Raw genomic sequence first — 15,501 nt, 5'->3', positions numbered from 1 at the left:
GGTCAGGCGGTTGCCGTGACGCTCTCCTGAAGCGTGAAGCCGGGGTCGACCTGCGAAGCCAGGTCGGCCCCGGTCTTCTCGTTGCCCCAGTTCTGGGCGTTCTTCACGTGGAAGTGGATCATCTGGCGCGTGTAGCGCTCCCAGTCGCGGGCCTCGTACGTCGCGTCGGCCGCGTCCTGGAGCGCCCGCAGGGACGCCCTGTTGGGCTCCTCCAGGAGCGAGAAGCGCGGCGGGCGGCCCTTCTCCATGGCGCGCACCCAGTCCGAGTGCCCGACGGTGACGAGCAGGTCGTCCCCGACCTCGGCGCGCAGGAAGTCGAGGTCGTCCTGGCCCTGCACCTTGTTCCCCACGACCTTCAGGGAGATGCCGAAGTCCCGTGCGTACTCCTTGTACTGGCGGTAGACGGAGACTCCCTTGCGCGTCGGCTCGGCGACGAGGAACGTCATGTCGAAGCGGGTGAACATGCCCGAGGCGAAGGAGTCCGAGCCCGCGGTCATGTCGACCACCACGTACTCGCCGCGGCCGTCGACCAGGTGATTCAGGCACAGCTCCACCGCTCCGGTCTTGGAGTGGTAGCAGGCGACACCGAGGTCGGCTTCGGTGAACGGCCCGGTGACCATCAAACGCACGGTGTCGCCGTCGAGTTCCACCTCCCGGGCGCAGGCGTCGTACACCGGGTTGTTCTCGCGCACCCGCAGCAGCCGCGAGCCCTCGCCGGGCGGCGTCGTCTTGATCATCGTGTCGGCGGAGGCGATGCGCGGGTTCGAACCGCGCAGGTAGTCCTTGATGAACGGCAGCCGGGCGCCGAGTGCGGGCAGGTCGGCGGCGACGTCGTCGTCGAGGCCGAGGGCCGCGCCCAAGTGCTGGTTGATGTCGGCGTCGACGGCGATCACCGGTGATCCGGTGCTGGCGAGGTGGCGGATGAAGAGCGAGGACAGCGTGGTCTTGCCGCTGCCGCCCTTCCCGACGAAAGCGATCTTCATGTTCACCAAGGGTAGTTTGATCGTCACCCTTCGTGGTGCTCGCGCGTGAAGAAGACCACTCCTTCGTGGGGCGCGGGCCCCGGGACCGTAGGGTCGTACTCATGAGTACGACAGCCGACCCCCTCGCCGCGCTCGCGACCCTGCCGGGCGTGGCCGACTCCGTGGACTCCGTGCGCAAAGCCGTGGACCGGGTCTACGGGCACCGGGTCATGCGGCGCCGCAGCACCGAGGTCACCTCCGAGGCCGCGCTGCGCGGCGCGCGCGGCAGCGCGGCGTTGTCCGGCGCTGACTGGAACCTCGAAGAGGTCCGCCGCCGTACCGACTTCAGTGGCGCCGACGGCGACCGGGAGGCGCCCGTGGTGGGCGCGGCCCTGCGGCTGACCGCCGAGGCGGGTCAACTGCTGTCCATCTGGCGGCAGTCGCCGCTGCGGGTGCTCGCGCGCCTGCATCTGGTCGCGGCCGCCGACCAGGACGACACGGTGGGCCGGCCGCGCACGCCCGGCGAGCCGGTGGACGAGCCGCTCATCGAGCTGCCGGTGCCGGACGCGGACGAGGTGGCGGGCCGCCTCGAGGGGCTCGCTCAGCTGATCATCACGGGCAGCTCGGCGCCCGCCCTGGTGAGCGCCGCCGTCGTGCACGGCGAACTGCTGGCGCTGCGCCCCTTCGGCTCGCACAACGGCCTGGTCGCGCGGGCCGCCGAACGCATCGTCCTGGTGGGCAGCGGGCTCGACCCCAAGTCGATCTGCCCCGCCGAGGTGGGCCACGCGGAGCTGGGGCGCGCGGCCTACGCGGCCGCGCTCGAAGGCTACGTCTCCGGTACGCCGGACGGGATGGCCGCGTGGATCACGCACTGCGGCAAGGCGGTCGAGCTGGGGGTCCGGGAGTCGACCGCGGTGTGCGAGGCGCTCCAGCGCGGCGCGGCCTGAGCGGGCCCTTCTTCAGGCCCCCCGCACAAGGTTGCGGCGGTACGAGTCCTCGTACCGCCGCTGGCATGGCCACCTGGTTACCAAGCGTCCTCGATATGTGTTGCCCATCAGGTCGGGTACTTTGCCCGTCGCCTGGTGCGGCTGGCCCGTAATCGACGGGTCGACGTCGCGTGGGTGCCCGGTGTTCATGCTCGGTCCGTGGGGCCTTTTCTGCGTGTGAAGGTGATCCTCTCGGATGTCCTTGGTCTCGCGGGCCGTTGACTCCTTTGTACTCCTCACCCGAGGGATGCGAAACCCCTGGCTGCACTTCTTTACTTTTAGGTTCAAACGGGGGCGAATCGGGCGCTTCTTTCTCTACCTGCCCGGGAGCGCCCGGCGGCGACTGGCGTACCAGACCAGACCCGCCGCGGCGGCGGCCGCGCCGAGCGCGGCCGCGGCGACCAGTGCCGGACGGGACGGCTTGGAGAGGTGTGGCAGCCGCTTCTTGAGTCGGACCGGCTTGTGGAAGTCGAGAATCGGCCACTCACGCGCGAGTGCCTCGCGCCGCAGCGCCCGGTCCGGATTGACCGCGTACGGATGTCCGACGGAGCTCAGCATCGGCACATCGGTCGCCGAGTCGCTGTACGCGTAGCAGCGCGCGAGGTCGTATCCCTCGGAGGCGGCGAGTTCCTTGACGGCCTCCGCTTTGGTGGGCCCGTACGCGTAGTACTCCACCTCGCCGGTGAAGCAGCCGTCGTCGCCGACGACCATGCGCGTGGCCACCACCCGGTCCGCGCCCAGCAGTTCACCGATCGGCTCGACGACCTCGGCACCCGAGGTGGAGACGATGACCACGTCCCGGCCGGCGGTGTGGTGCTCCTCGATGAGGGACGCCGCCTCGTCGTAGATGATCGGGTCGATCAGGTCGTGCAGCGTCTCGGCCACGATCTCCCGCACCTGCCGCACGTTCCAGCCGCGGCACAGCGCCGACAGGTACTGGCGCATCCGCTCCATCTGGTCGTGGTCGGCGCCCCCGGCCAGGAAGACGAACTGCGCGTAGGCCGTGCGCAGCACCGCCCTGCGGTTGATCAGTCCGCCTTGGTAGAACGATTTGCTGAACGTGAGCGTGCTCGACTTGGCGATGACGGTCTTGTCCAGGTCGAAGAACGCGGCTGTGCGGGGCATGGAGTGGTGCAAGGAGTGGTTTTCCACAAGCTCGAGCATAGGCGCCCACCATTCGGCGTAAGCTGGGGCGCGTGGGTTTGCCTGAGAAGGCTCTCGGGTACACCATGGAAGTCACGGATCGTTCGCGACCGTGCTAACCCGGTCTGGCTCCTCCCCCCCCGAGTCGGACCGTGGGGACGACCCCCGCTCTCCCCCCCGGCGGGGGTCGTCGCATGTCCGGACCCGTTTTCGGGTCCTTTTTTCTTGCCCGATCCCCATGATTCCCGGCTCTGGGCCGCGGCGTCCATCCGTGCCACTGCAGTCACTTTGTGTGATGAAAAGAGTGCGCTGCGCAGGGAGGCCGGGAGGCTCCCGGACTGTTCCTGAAGGGGTTCCCGAGCGGTTCCCGAGACCGTTCCCGAAGCCCTTCCCGACGGGGTTCCCGGGCCCGTTCCGGGGCGGCTCCGGGATGTCACCGGTATGGGTGAGGGGGATATTCACAACCCTTCTCGTGTCCACAGTTTTTGACCAAGATCCACATGATTTCCAGGATCGCTGCACGGTGATTCCGCAGGCGAAGTCCGGGCCGCCGTTCAAGGCCGGTTCGTTATGACGAGCCGCGCCGGCGACCGGTATTCGGCGCTCCGGTGCCGGTGACTTCGCGGCGGACCGGCTCGCCCGTGGGGCGGGCGAGGGTGCGGAGACAGGGGGATCGGATCGTGGTGGAGGTCAGCGCGGTGGAGCCGCGGGGCGTGCGGCGGGTGCCGCTGATCGTGACGGAGGACGTGGTGCTCCTCGACGACCTGTTGCGGCTGTGCGCGGCGGCGGGGGTGCGGCCCGAGGTCGGGCACGGGGCACCGGAGGGCAGAGGCAGGTGGGAGGCGGCGCCCCTGGTGCTGGTCGGGGGCGACGCGGCGGGGCGGCTGCGCGGCGCCGCCCGCCGGGACGGGGTGATGCTCGTCGGCCGGGACCAGGACGACCCCGGGGTGTGGCGGCGGGCCGTGGAGATCGGCGCCGAGCACGTGCTGATGCTGCCGGACGCCGAGCAGTGGCTGATGGACCGGATCGCCGATGTCGCGGAGGGCGTGGGCCGGCCCGCGCTGACCGTCGGCGTCCTCGGCGGCCGGGGCGGGGCCGGTGCCTCGACGCTGGCCTGCGGACTGGCGACGGCGTCAGCGGCTGCGGGGCGGCGCACCCTGCTGGTCGACGCGGACCCGATCGGCGGCGGCCTCGACGTACTGCTCGGCGGCGAGGCGGCGGACGGGCTGCGCTGGCCGGCGTTCGTCCACTCCCGCGGCCGCGTCGGCGCCACCGCGCTGGAGGAGTCGCTGCCGTGCCTGAACGGCCTGCGGGTGCTCAGCTGGGATCGCGGCGACCTGACGGTGCTGCCGCCCGAGGCGATGCGCGTGGTGCTCGCGGCGGGGCGGCGCAGAGGCGGGGCCGTCGTGGTGGACCTGCCCCGGCGGATCGACGCGAGCTCGGTGGAGGCGCTGGCCCAGCTCGATCTGGCGCTGCTCGTGGTGCCGCCGGAACTGCGGGCCGTCGCCGCCGCCCGACGGGTGGCCGACGCCGTGGGCATGGTGGTGCGGGACCTGCGAGTGGTGACGGCGCCCGCACGCGGGGCGCGGCGCTCCGGCGTGCTGGACCCGGACGAGGTGGCCCGGCTGCTCGGACTGCCCCTGGCCGGAGAGCTCCCGCTGGATACGGGCGTGCTGGCGGGGCGGACACCCCAGGCGGAGTCCGGCGGGCCGTTGCGGCGGTTCTGTACGGCGTTCTGGGAGCGGGTGCCGGTGGCCGTGGAGCAGGGGGAGACGCCGTGAGCGCGGTGGTCGGGGCGCGGATGCTCGACGGGGTCAGGCAGTGGCTCGCGGAGACCGGGGCGGAGGCGACCCCCGCGCGCGTGGCCGAGGCGCTCAGGGCCCAGGGCCGGATCCTCGGCGACGCCGAAGTGCTGGGCGTCGCGGGCCGGCTGCGGTCCGAGCTGGTGGGCGCCGGGCCGCTGGAGCCGCTGCTCGCCGATCCCTCGGTGACGGATGTGCTGGTCTCGGCGCCCGACCTCGTCTGGGTCGACCGGGGCGGCGGCCTGGAGCGGGCCGACGTGGCCTTCGAGAGCGCCGCCGCCGTGCGGCGACTGGCCCAGCGGCTGGCCGCCGTCGTGGGGCGCCGCCTCGACGACGCCCGGCCCTGGGTGGACGCCCGGCTGCCCGACGGGACGCGGCTGCACGCGGTGCTGCCACCGGTCGCGGTGGGGTGCACGTGCCTGTCGCTGCGGGTCGTACGCCCCCGGGCGTTCACCCTGAAGGAGCTGGTGGCGGCGGGGACGGTGCCGCCGGGCGGCGACCGGGTGCTGCGGGCGCTGCTCGACGCCCGCCTGTCGTTCCTGATCAGCGGCGGCACGGGCAGCGGCAAGACGACGCTGCTCAGCGCGCTCCTCGGCCTGGTCGGCCCGGACGAGCGCATCGTCCTGGCCGAGGACTCCGCCGAACTGCGCCCCGAGCACCCGCACGTGGTGCGCCTGGAGGCACGGCCCGCCAACCAGGAGGGGGCCGGCGCCGTCGGCCTGGACGACCTGGTGAGGCAGGCGCTGCGGATGCGGCCGGACCGGCTCGTCGTCGGCGAGGTGCGCGGCGCCGAGGTCGTCTCGCTCCTGGCCGCGCTCAACACCGGTCACGAGGGCGGCTGCGGCACCCTGCACGCGAACGCGGCGGGCGACGTGCCGGTCCGTCTCGAGGCGCTGGGGACGGCGGCTGGGCTCGACCGGGCCGCGCTGCACAGCCAGCTGGCGGCCGCGGTGTCGGTGGTGCTGCATCTCGTCCGGGACCGGGGTGGTCGGCGCCGGGTGGCCCAGGTGCGGGTGCTGGAGCGGGACACGCAGGGATGGGTACGGGCCGTGCCCGCACTGGAGTGGCGCGAGCGCGGCTTCGCGCCGGGCGAGGGCTGGGAGCGGCTGGGCGGCCTGCTGGGGGTACGGCTGGAGTGAGGGGCGGGCGGCGCCCAGGAGGAGGAGAGCGAGGGACGTGACGGGTGGGAGCGAGGAGTGCGGATGTCCGGTGTCGTGGCGGTGGGGCTGATCGGGGTGGCGGTCGTGGTGTGGGTGGTGAGCGTGCGGGACGCCGAAGCGCGGCGGGTGCGGGCGGTGTTCGGCGAGGCGGCGGGTGCCGGGGCGGCACCGGCCTGGCGGAGTACGGGCGAGCGGTGGGTGAGGTGGCTGCGCGGTCGGCCCGAGTGGGGGTGCGCGGTGATCGGTGCGCTCGTCGGGGCCGTGGGGGCCTCGCCGCTGCCGCTGGTCCTGGGCGTCTGCGCGGTGCCCGCGGTGGCTCGGGCGCGGCGGGGAAGAGCGGCGCTGCGGGGGCGGGAGCGGCGTGGAGACGCGGTGATCCGGCTGTGCGAGGTGCTGGCCGGGGAGGTCCGGGCGGGGCGGCAGCCGGGTGCGGCGCTGACCGTCGCCGTCCGGGAGTCGGGCGCGCTGTCCGGGGCGGGGAGCGCCGCGGTGGCGGCCGCTGCCCGGTTCGGCGGTGACGTGCCCGGCGCGCTGCGGGTGGCGGCTGGGGAGCCGGGCGCCGAGGGGCTGCACGGGCTGGCGGCGTGCTGGCACGTGGCGGTGGACCGGGGCGCCGGACTCGCGGCCGGACTGGAGCGGCTGGCGGATGCGTTGCGGGCGGAGCGGGATCAACGGGCGGATCTGCGGGCCCAGTTGGCGGGGCCCTGGTCCACGGCGGTGATGCTCGCCGGGCTGCCGGTGCTCGGGCTGCTGCTCGGCTCGGCACTGGGGGCACGGCCGTTGCGGGTGCTGCTGCACACCGGGGCCGGTGCGGGGTGCCTGGTGGTGGGCGGGGTGTTGGAGGGGGCGGGGTTGTGGTGGGCGTTGCGGATCGTTCGGGGGGCTGAGGCGTGAGGGGGGTGGGAGGGGGCTGTGCGGGCTGGCGGAGCCAGGTGGATTGATCAGGCCGGATGAGCTGGCGGGGCTCGATGGAAGGGAGCGGTGAGGGATATGGAAGTTGTCCACAGGCTGGGGGCGGTGCTGTGTGCCGCGCTGGCGATGGTGTGGCTCGCGCGGGCGGCCGAGAGACGGTGGCGGGAGCGGGAGCTTCGGCGGCGGGTGCGGCTGGTGCTGGACATCGTCGCGGTGGACGCGGCGCCGCGGGGCTTTCGGATGCCGGGCGTGGTGCGCCGGTGGGCTCCGGTGGCCGGGGCCGTGAGTGCCGGGTACGTGGTGGTCGGCGGCGCGGCGGGGCTGCTCGTCGGGGCCGTCGCGGGCGGCGCGGTGTGGCGGTGGCGGCGGGGCCGGGCGGTCTCGTCCGGGGTGGATGACAGCGCCGAGGCGCGCCGCCAACTGCCGCTGGCGGCCGATCTGCTGGCCGCCTGCATCGCGGCCGGGGCGGACCCGGTGGAGGCGGCGCGGGTCGTCGGGGAGTCGTTGGGCGGGCCCGTCGGGAGAGGGCTCGCGCGGGGTGCGGCGCAGATGCGGCTCGGCGGTGAACCGGGTGTGGCATGGCGGGAGTTGGCCGTTCTTCCCGATGCCGACGCGCTGGTCCGGCTGCTGGAGCGGGCCGGCGAGTCCGGGGCCCCGGCGGCGGCACCGGTCGCCCGGATCGCCGCCGAGTGCAGAGCGGAGCGCGGGCGCAGAGCGACGGCGGTGGCGCGCCGAGCCGCGGTGGCCGTCACCGCTCCGGTGGGGCTGTGCTTTCTGCCGGCCTTTCTCGTGATCGGGGTGCTGCCCGTGGTGATCGGTCTCGGCGGCGGGATGTTGGGCGGCCGCTGAGGCGTGAGGGAAGCGGGATCCGGGACTGCCGGATCCCTGAAGTGCAGACATTGATACGGGGGTTGAGATGAACGGAACGCGTGGGACGAGGACGGTTAGGACGTACCGGCGGCTGCGGGGAGCTCTGCTGACGTGGGCGCGCGGCGTGCGCTCGGCGGCGCGCGGGGACGCGGGGATGGTCACGTCGGAGTACGCGGTGGGGCTGATCGCGGCCGTCGGGTTCGCCGGGGTGCTGTACCAGGTGGTGACGAGTGACGTGGTCCAGTCGACGTTGCAGTCGCTGGTGGCGAAGGCGCTCCATGGCTCGTTCTGAGACGGGCCGGGACCGGGATCGCGGGTTCGTGACGGCGGAGGCGGCGGTGGTGCTGCCCGTGCTCGTGGCGTTCACGATGGCGCTGGTCTGGGCGGTGGTGGCGGCGTCCGAGCAGATCCGGTGCGTGGACGCCGCGCGGACCGGGGCCAGGGCGGTGGCCCGGCAGGAGCCGGAGAGCGCCGCCGTGGCCGCCGCCCGGGAGGCCGCCCCGCGGGGCGCGCGGGTCGAGGTGAGACGGGAGGGAGAGCTGGTCCGGGTGACGGTGCTGGCGCGAGCGGCCGGACCGGGGCCGCTCGGCGTCGAGTTGAGCGCGGAGGCCGTCGCGGCGGCCGAGGAGATGACGGCCCCGGAGCCGATCCCTTCGGGGACTGCCTCGGAGCCGGTCCCTGAGACGGCACCGGAGCCGGCCTCGGAGATGGCCCCGGAGCCCGCCGCTCCGGAGGAAGGGCGGGAGGCGACGTGACGGGACCGGGCGGCAAGGGGCGGCGGGCGCGGCTGAGAGGCGAGCGGGGGTCCGCGACGGTCTGGGCCGTCATGGCGATGGCCGCGGTGGGCGCCGTCTTCGTGGGCGTCCTCGCTCTCGGTCAGGCGGTGCAGATCCGGCACCGGGCGGGCGGGGCGGCCGACTTGGCCGCGCTCGCGGCGGCCGAGCAGTGGGCGAAGGGCGACGCGCGGGCCTGCGCGGTGGCCGACCGGGTGGCCCGGGCGCAGGGCGCGAGAGTCGTGCGGTGCGCCGTGCGCGGGGAGGTGGCCGAGGTGACGGCGGGAGCGGGCAGCGGAGTGCTGGAAGCCGAGGTACGGGCACGGGCGGGGCCTGCCGGGGCGATACCGGCGGCTCCTGACACCGGCGCCGAGACCGGTCCGGATCAGCCCGATCCGGGGTGGGCCCGGTCTGGGGTGGGCCCGGTCTGGGGTGGGCCCGGTCTGGGGTGGGCCCGGTCTGGGGTGGGCCCGAACCGAGCCGGTCCGGGCCCGCGACGTCCGACAGCGCCTGCCTGATTCCGCCTGTGGCGCCTGCCTGATTCCGGCAGTGCCTGCCCGATGCCTACTGCCCCGCCCGACTTCTACTCCGCCTGCCCGATCCTCAAGGCGCCTGTTCGAGCAGCGTCGTGAGGAGGCGGACCGCCCCCCGCTTGTGCAGCGGATCGTTGCCGTTGCCGCACTTGGGGGACTGGATGCACGACGGGCAGCCGGCCTCGCACTCGCAGGAGGCGATGGTCTCGCGGGTGGCGGTCAGCCACTCCTTGGCCGTGTGGAAGGCGCGCTCGGCGAAGCCCGCCCCGCCGGGGTGGCCGTCGTAGACGAAGACGGTCGGTAGCAGCGTGTCGGGGTGCAGCGGGATCGAGACGCCGCCGATGTCCCAGCGGTCGCAGGTGGCGAAGAGGGGGAGCATGCCGATGGAGGCGTGTTCGGCGGCGTGCAGGGCGCCGCCGAGGATCTCGGGGTTCACCCGGGCGGCGTCCAGCTGGTCCTCGGTGACCGTCCACCACACCGCGCGGGTGCGCAGCGTACGAGGAGGGAGGTCGAGTTTGGTCTCGCCGAGGACCTCGCCCGTGATGAGGCGGCGGCGGAGGTAGCCGACGACCTGGTTGGTCACTTCCACCGAGCCGTAGCACAGCGAGCCGTCGCCCCACGGGACCTCGACGTCCGTCTCCAGGATGGAGATGGCCGTGGTGTCGCGGGCCGTCGTGGAGTACGTGGGGTTCGCCGGTTCGACCAGGGCGACGTTGTCGTCGAGGTCCAGCTGCTTGACGACGTAGGTGCGGCCCTGGTGGAGGTGGACCGCGCCGTCGTGGACGGTGGTGTGGGCCGAGCCGGCGTCGACCGTGCCGAGGAGCCGGCCGGTGCTCGCCTCGACGATCTGAACCGGGTCGCCGCCCTCGCCGCGGATGTCGGCCAGGTCGGCGGCGGACTCGCGGCGCGTCCAGTGCCAGGCCTTGGTGCCGGAGCGGCGGCGCAGCAGTTTCGCCGCCTCCAGTTGCGGGAGGAGCTCGGCGGACGCCGGGCCGAAGAGAGCGAAGTCCGGTTCGGTGAGGGGGAGTTCGGAGGCGGCCGCGCACAGGTGCGGGGCCAGGACGTAGGGGTTGTCGGGGTCGAGGACCGTCGACTCCACCGGCTGCTCGAAGAGGGCCTCCGGGTGGTGCACCAGATAGGTGTCCAGGGGATCGTCACGGGCGACCAGGACCGCGAGTGCCCCCTGGCCCGAGCGGCCCGCACGGCCCGCCTGCTGCCACAGGGAGGCCCGGGTGCCGGGATAGCCGGCGATCACCACGGCGTCGAGGCCGGAGACGTCGATGCCGAGTTCGAGGGCGGTGGTGGCGGCGAGACCGAGGAGTTCTCCGGAGTGCAGGGCGGCTTCGAGGGCGCGGCGTTCCTCGGCGAGGTACCCGCCGCGGTAGGCGGCCACCCGGCGCGGCAGCGAGCGATCGATCTCGGCCAGACGTTCCTGGGCGATCACCGCGATCAGCTCGGCGCCGCGCCGGGACCGTACGAAGGCGACCGAGCGGATGCCCTGCACGGTGAGGTCGGTGAGCAGGTCGGCCGTCTCGGCGGTCGCCGTGCGGCGCACCGGGGCGCCCTTCTCGCCCTGCATCTCGGTGAGCGGCGGCTCCCAGAGGGCGAAGACCAGCTCGCCGCGGGGCGAGGCGTCGTCGGCGACCTCGACGACCGGCAGGCCCGTGAGGCGTTGCGCGGCGACGGCCGGTTCGGCCGCCGTGGCCGAGGCGAGGAGGAAGACGGGGGAGGAGCCGTAGCGGGCGCAGAGGCGGCGCAGGCGGCGCAGGATCTGCGCGACGTGGCTGCCGAAGACGCCGCGGTAGGTGTGGCACTCGTCGATGACGACGTACTTGAGGGCCTTGAGGAAGGAGGACCAGCGGGGGTGCGAGGGCAATATGCCGCGGTGCAGCATGTCGGGATTGGTGAGGACGTAGTTGGCGTACTGGCGCACCCACTCCCGTTCCTCGAACGGGGTGTCGCCGTCGTACACCGCCGGCCGGATCGCCGTACCCAGCGGTTGTGAAAGTTCCTTCACCGATCGGCACTGGTCCGCCGCGAGCGCCTTCGTCGGGGCGAGGTACAGGGTGGTCGCCCCGCGGCCGTTCGGCGCCTCCGAGCCGTCCAAGAGCGCCGAGAGGGCCGGGACGAGGTACGCCAGGGACTTCCCGGAGGCCGTTCCGGTGGCCACGACGACCGAATCACCGTCGAGCGCGTGCTCCGCCGCGAGTGCCTGGTGGGCCCAGGGGTGCTCGATACCGGCTTCCTGGACGGTCGCGACGACCTCGGCACGGATCCGGTCCGGCCAGACTGCATGACGTCCCGGACGAGGGGGCAAGTGCTCCGTATGGGTGATGCGCGCAGCCCTGCTCGGACCCGTGGCGAGCCTGTCCAGAATCGCCCCGGGAGCAGGGCGGGAGGCGTCGGTAGCCGAGGGTCGCTCGGATCGGTGATTCTTGGCCATCGGCACCGAGTCTGTCACTGGCGTGACGGACAATGCTCCCAAGGCGTCGTGCATGCCTGCTGGTAAGTGATTGAATGCCTTCGCGGCTGGCGAACCGTCCCGGGGGATCAAGCCGAGGTGTCCCCGAGGGGCGACCGCTCGATAGCAAGGTGCTGGAGGATCCGTGGACCTGTCCCTGTCGACCCGTACCGTCGGCGATCGTACGGTCGTCGAGGTCGGTGGAGAAATCGATGTATATACCGCGCCCAAGCTGCGCGAGCAGCTGGTCGAGCTGGTGAATGACGGCAGTTTCCACCTTGTCGTCGACATGGAGGGCGTGGACTTCCTCGACTCCACCGGGCTCGGCGTGCTGGTCGGCGGCCTGAAGCGGGTGCGTGCCCACGAGGGCTCGCTGCGCCTGGTCTGCAACCAGGAGCGCATTCTCAAGATCTTCCGGATCACCGGTCTGACCAAGGTGTTCCCGATCCACACCTCGGTCGAGGAAGCCGTCGCGGCGACCGACTGAGCCGTTGACCGGCCGACCGAGCCGTCCGGCGCGTCAGCCGGGTGACTGGGTCGGCTCATCGCGGGAAGATCGATAGAGAGACGGGGATCGGGCGGCCAGGAACCGTGCCCGGTCCCCGAGAGCACGCCCGTACGTCCGAGGGGGATGCATGGCCACCGTCGAACTCCGCTTCAGCCCTCTGCCCGAGCACGTCCGCACGGCCCGCCTGGTGGCGGCCGCGATGGCGCGCAGGGCGGGCGTGGACGAGGCCGTGCTCGATGAGGTCAGGCTCGCCGTGGGCGAGGCCTGCTCCCGAGCCGTCGGCCTGCACCAGGCGGGCGGCATCACGGCGCCGGTGCGGGTGGCGCTCGTCGAGGAGGAGAAGCAGTTCTCCATCGAGGTCGGGGACGAGGCGTCGCACGCGACCGTCGCCGCCCCCGGAGTCGCCGGCACGGCCGAGGACCCGGACGCGGAGGGCGAGGACGAGATGGGCCTCGCCGTCATCAGCGGCCTCGTCGACGATGTCGAGGTCACCGCGGACGCGGACGGTGGCCTGATCCGGATGAGCTGGCCGACACTGCCCGCGACACTGCTGCCGTAGCGCTGACGGCTCTGACAACAACTCCGACAGCTGCGACAGTTCTCGTAGCTTCGATAGCTCTCGTAGCTCCGACAGTTCTCGTAGATCTGCGCTTGTGCGCTTTTTCTCAAGCCTCTGTTCACCGTCAAGGTGATCAGGGGCTTTCTTGATTTCCGCCTAGATCGTCTTTCTCGACTAATGCCCTCAGTGGATTAGCGGGGTTTATCGATCACTATCCTGGTAGAGAACAATTCCGTTTACGGCGCCCTGTTGAGATCAGGTTCCGCTCCCTACAATCCGTCCACATCTTGAGCTCAGCCCAAGCGTCAAGGAGGACGAATGGCGGAGCCTTCTCAGTTCGCAAGCCTCGCAGCCGCAGTTCTGACGGACGACAACCGACTGATCGTGATCGTCATCGCGCTCGTCGCGCTCGCGGCGCTCGCCGTCGCAGGGGTCCTGGTGCGTCAGGTGCTCGCGGCCGGTGAGGGCACTCCATCCATGAAAGAGATCGCGGCCGCGGTGCAGGAAGGCGCGAAAGCGTATCTGGGGCGACAGTTGCGCACCCTCGGTGTATTCGCCATCGTGGTGTTCTTCCTGCTCCTGCTGCTGCCGGCCGACGACTGGAATCAGCGCGCCGGGCGTTCGGCCTTTTTCTTGATCGGCGCGGTCTTCTCGGCGATCACCGGCTATATCGGAATGTGGCTCGCGGTGCGCAGTAATGTGCGTGTGGCGGCCGCGGCCCGAGAAGCGACACCCGCGGAAGGCGAACCCGAAAAAGATCTCACCGCCGTCTCGCACCACGCCATGAAGATCGCATTCCGTACGGGCGGCGTCGTCGGCATGTTCACGGTGGGGCTCGGCCTGCTGGGCGCCTCGTGCGTCGTGCTGGTCTACGCGGCCGACGCGCCCAAGGTGCTGGAGGGATTCGGGCTCGGCGCCGCGCTGATCGCCATGTTCATGAGGGTCGGCGGCGGCATCTTCACCAAGGCCGCCGACGTCGGAGCCGACCTGGTCGGCAAGGTCGAGCAGGGCATTCCGGAGGACGATCCGCGCAACGCCGCGACCATCGCCGACAACGTGGGCGACAACGTCGGCGACTGCGCCGGCATGGCCGCCGACCTCTTCGAGTCGTACGCCGTCACCCTGGTCGCCGCGCTGATCCTCGGCAAGGCGGCCTTCGGCGACTCCGGGCTCGCGTTCCCGCTGATCGTGCCCGCGATCGGGGTCGTCACGGCGATGATCGGCATCTTCGCCGTCGCGCCACGCCGGAGCGACCGCTCGGGCATGAGCGCCATCAACCGCGGCTTCTTCATCTCCGCGGTGATCTCGCTCGTCCTGGTGACCGCGGCCGTCTTCCTGTACCTGCCGGGCAAGTACGCCGACCTGGACGGGGTCACCGACGCCGCCATCCGGGCCAAGGACGGCGACCCGCGGATCCTCGCGGTCATCGCGGTCGCCATCGGCATCGTGCTCGCGGCCCTCATCCAGCAGCTCACCGGCTACTTCACCGAGACCACCCGGCGCCCCGTCAGGGACATCGGCAAGACCTCCCTGACGGGCCCGGCGACCGTGGTCCTCGCGGGCATCTCGGTGGGGCTCGAATCGGCCGTGTACACCGCCGTGTTGATCGGACTCGGCGTCTACGGCGCGTTCCTGCTCGGCGGTACGTCGATCATGCTCGCGCTGTTCGCGGTCGCGCTGGCCGGCACCGGGCTGCTGACCACCGTCGGCGTGATCGTCGCCATGGACACCTTCGGGCCCGTCTCCGACAACGCCCAGGGCATCGCCGAGATGTCCGGCGACGTCCAGGGCGCGGGCGCCCAGGTGCTCACCGACCTCGACGCCGTCGGCAACACCACCAAGGCCATCACCAAGGGCATCGCCATCGCCACGGCCGTCCTCGCCGCGGCCGCGCTCTTCGGCTCGTACCGCGACGCGATCCTCACGGCCGCGCACGACGTCGGCGAGAAGGTCGGCGACGGCGGGCCGATGAACCTGGTCATGGACATCTCGCAGCCCAACAACCTGGTGGGGCTCATCGCCGGAGCCGCGGTGGTGTTCCTCTTCTCCGGGCTTGCCATCAACGCCGTGTCGCGCTCGGCGGGTTCGGTGGTCTACGAGGTGCGGCGGCAGTTCCGCGAGCACCCCGGGATCATGGACTACACCGAGAAGCCCGAGTACGGGCGTGTCGTCGACATCTGCACCAAGGACGCGCTCAGGGAGCTCGCCACGCCCGGCCTGCTCGCCGTCATGGCGCCGATCGCGATCGGCTTCACGCTCGGCGTCGGCGCGCTCGGCGCGTATCTCGCCGGAGCCATCGGCACCGGCACGCTGATGGCCGTGTTCCTCGCCAACTCCGGTGGCGCGTGGGACAACGCCAAGAAGCTCGTCGAGGACGGCCACCACGGCGGCAAGGGCAGCGAGGCGCACGCGGCCACCGTCATCGGCGACACGGTCGGCGACCCGTTCAAGGACACCGCGGGCCCGGCCATCAACCCGCTGCTGAAGGTGATGAACCTCGTCGCGCTGCTGATCGCGCCCGCGGTCGTCAAATTCAGCTACGGCGACGACGCCAGCGTGCCCGTGCGGGTCGTGATCGCCGTCGTCTCGCTCGGCGTCATCATCGGCGCGGTGTACGTCTCCAAGCGACGCGGCATCGTGGTCGGCGACGACCCGGACGGCGACGGCAACCCCGGGCGGGTGCCCGAGCAGGCGGACCCGGAGGTGGTCTCCCAGCGCACCTAGGCCTGACCCTGCCTCAACAAGTGGGCGGAGAGCGCGCTTTGACGTGCCCTCCGCCCACCCGCGTGTCCGGGGCCGCGGCGAACTTCTCGGCAGGAAACCCGTGAGCCT

The 15,501-nt window shown here is 72.3% G+C and carries 13 protein-coding genes and 1 pseudogene; 11 read left to right on the top strand and 3 right to left on the bottom strand.

Going from position 1 to position 15,501, the window contains the following annotated elements; genetic code table 11:
• Positions 1–2: 2 nt before the first annotated feature.
• Positions 3–983 (bottom strand): ATP-binding protein, encoded by a 981-nt coding sequence (locus ABII15_RS17650; RefSeq protein ID WP_353943286.1) that lies wholly within the window; start codon positions 981–983, stop codon positions 3–5.
• Positions 984–1,084: 101 nt separating this feature from the next.
• Between ABII15_RS17650 and ABII15_RS17645 the strand changes: the two genes are divergently transcribed.
• The gene (locus ABII15_RS17645; protein WP_353943285.1) at positions 1,085–1,909 is read left to right on the top strand and encodes an oxidoreductase; all 825 of its coding nucleotides are present in this window, start codon (positions 1,085–1,087) and stop codon (positions 1,907–1,909) included.
• 354 nt (positions 1,910–2,263) lie between these two features.
• Here ABII15_RS17645 and ABII15_RS17640 read toward each other — a convergent pair whose 3' ends face one another.
• The gene (locus tag ABII15_RS17640) at positions 2,264–3,112 is read right to left on the bottom strand and encodes an HAD-IB family hydrolase (protein ID WP_353943284.1); all 849 of its coding nucleotides are present in this window, start codon (positions 3,110–3,112) and stop codon (positions 2,264–2,266) included.
• 659 nt (positions 3,113–3,771) lie between these two features.
• On the opposite strand from ABII15_RS17640, the gene ssd reads away from it, so the two are divergent.
• From ssd to ABII15_RS17605, 7 genes and pseudogenes are all read left to right on the top strand, one after another.
• Positions 3,772–4,872 (top strand): septum site-determining protein Ssd, encoded by a 1,101-nt coding sequence (ssd, locus tag ABII15_RS17635; RefSeq protein WP_353943283.1) that lies wholly within the window; start codon positions 3,772–3,774, stop codon positions 4,870–4,872.
• A 20-nt stretch (positions 4,873–4,892) separates the two neighbouring features.
• Positions 4,893–6,032, top strand: coding sequence for a TadA family conjugal transfer-associated ATPase (locus ABII15_RS17630; RefSeq protein ID WP_353947099.1), 1,140 nt, complete (start codon positions 4,893–4,895; stop codon positions 6,030–6,032).
• Positions 6,033–6,095: 63 nt separating this feature from the next.
• Complete coding sequence (locus ABII15_RS17625) at positions 6,096–6,947, top strand: type II secretion system F family protein (RefSeq protein WP_353943282.1); 852 nt, start codon at positions 6,096–6,098, stop codon at positions 6,945–6,947.
• Between the two features lie 96 nt (positions 6,948–7,043).
• Positions 7,044–7,814, top strand: a complete 771-nt coding sequence (locus ABII15_RS17620) for a type II secretion system F family protein (RefSeq protein ID WP_353943281.1) — start codon at positions 7,044–7,046, stop codon at positions 7,812–7,814.
• Positions 7,815–7,989: 175 nt separating this feature from the next.
• Entirely contained in the window at positions 7,990–8,127 is a 138-nt protein-coding gene (locus ABII15_RS17615; protein ID WP_309252219.1) for a DUF4244 domain-containing protein, read from the top strand.
• The gene (locus ABII15_RS17610; protein WP_353943280.1) at positions 8,114–8,590 is read left to right on the top strand and encodes a TadE family protein; all 477 of its coding nucleotides are present in this window, start codon (positions 8,114–8,116) and stop codon (positions 8,588–8,590) included. Before ABII15_RS17615 ends, ABII15_RS17610 begins: the two co-directional genes overlap by 14 nt.
• Positions 8,587–8,958 (top strand): annotated as a pseudogene (locus ABII15_RS17605) (Rv3654c family TadE-like protein); the annotation flags it as partial. The gene ABII15_RS17610 and the pseudogene ABII15_RS17605, both read left to right, overlap by 4 nt.
• Before the next feature lie 253 nt (positions 8,959–9,211).
• On the opposite strand, the gene ABII15_RS17600 reads toward ABII15_RS17605, so the two are convergent.
• Positions 9,212–11,638 (bottom strand): DEAD/DEAH box helicase, encoded by a 2,427-nt coding sequence (locus ABII15_RS17600; protein WP_353943279.1) that lies wholly within the window; start codon positions 11,636–11,638, stop codon positions 9,212–9,214.
• A 109-nt stretch (positions 11,639–11,747) separates the two neighbouring features.
• On the opposite strand from ABII15_RS17600, the gene bldG reads away from it, so the two are divergent.
• From bldG to ABII15_RS17585, 3 genes are all read left to right on the top strand, one after another.
• Positions 11,748–12,089, top strand: coding sequence for an anti-sigma factor antagonist BldG (gene bldG, locus ABII15_RS17595; protein ID WP_003975386.1), 342 nt, complete (start codon positions 11,748–11,750; stop codon positions 12,087–12,089).
• A gap of 148 nt (positions 12,090–12,237) precedes the next feature.
• Complete coding sequence (locus ABII15_RS17590) at positions 12,238–12,669, top strand: ATP-binding protein (protein WP_353943278.1); 432 nt, start codon at positions 12,238–12,240, stop codon at positions 12,667–12,669.
• 318 nt (positions 12,670–12,987) lie between these two features.
• Positions 12,988–15,393, top strand: a complete 2,406-nt coding sequence (locus ABII15_RS17585) for a sodium-translocating pyrophosphatase (RefSeq protein ID WP_353943277.1) — start codon at positions 12,988–12,990, stop codon at positions 15,391–15,393.
• Positions 15,394–15,501: the final 108 nt, after the last annotated feature.

Source organism: Streptomyces sp. HUAS MG91 (assembly GCF_040529335.1).
GTDB classification, from domain to species: domain Bacteria; phylum Actinomycetota; class Actinomycetes; order Streptomycetales; family Streptomycetaceae; genus Streptomyces; species Streptomyces tabacisoli.
This window is presented reverse-complemented; position numbering and strand designations above follow the sequence as displayed.

Coding starts and splice junctions, on each gene's coding strand:
- ABII15_RS17600 (WP_353943279.1), bottom strand. CDS start 11,638: ATGCACGACGCCTTGGGAGCATTGTCCGTCACGCCAGTGACAGACTCG.
- ABII15_RS17645 (WP_353943285.1), top strand. CDS start 1,085: ATGAGTACGACAGCCGACCCCCTCGCCGCGCTCGCGACCCTGCCGGGC.
- ABII15_RS17630 (WP_353947099.1), top strand. CDS start 4,893: ATGCTCGACGGGGTCAGGCAGTGGCTCGCGGAGACCGGGGCGGAGGCG.
- ABII15_RS17625 (WP_353943282.1), top strand. CDS start 6,096: ATGTCCGGTGTCGTGGCGGTGGGGCTGATCGGGGTGGCGGTCGTGGTG.
- ABII15_RS17640 (WP_353943284.1), bottom strand. CDS start 3,112: ATGCTCGAGCTTGTGGAAAACCACTCCTTGCACCACTCCATGCCCCGC.
- ABII15_RS17615 (WP_309252219.1), top strand. CDS start 7,990: ATGGTCACGTCGGAGTACGCGGTGGGGCTGATCGCGGCCGTCGGGTTC.
- ABII15_RS17620 (WP_353943281.1), top strand. CDS start 7,044: ATGGAAGTTGTCCACAGGCTGGGGGCGGTGCTGTGTGCCGCGCTGGCG.
- ABII15_RS17590 (WP_353943278.1), top strand. CDS start 12,238: ATGGCCACCGTCGAACTCCGCTTCAGCCCTCTGCCCGAGCACGTCCGC.
- ABII15_RS17610 (WP_353943280.1), top strand. CDS start 8,114: ATGGCTCGTTCTGAGACGGGCCGGGACCGGGATCGCGGGTTCGTGACG.
- ABII15_RS17585 (WP_353943277.1), top strand. CDS start 12,988: ATGGCGGAGCCTTCTCAGTTCGCAAGCCTCGCAGCCGCAGTTCTGACG.
- ABII15_RS17650 (WP_353943286.1), bottom strand. CDS start 983: ATGAAGATCGCTTTCGTCGGGAAGGGCGGCAGCGGCAAGACCACGCTG.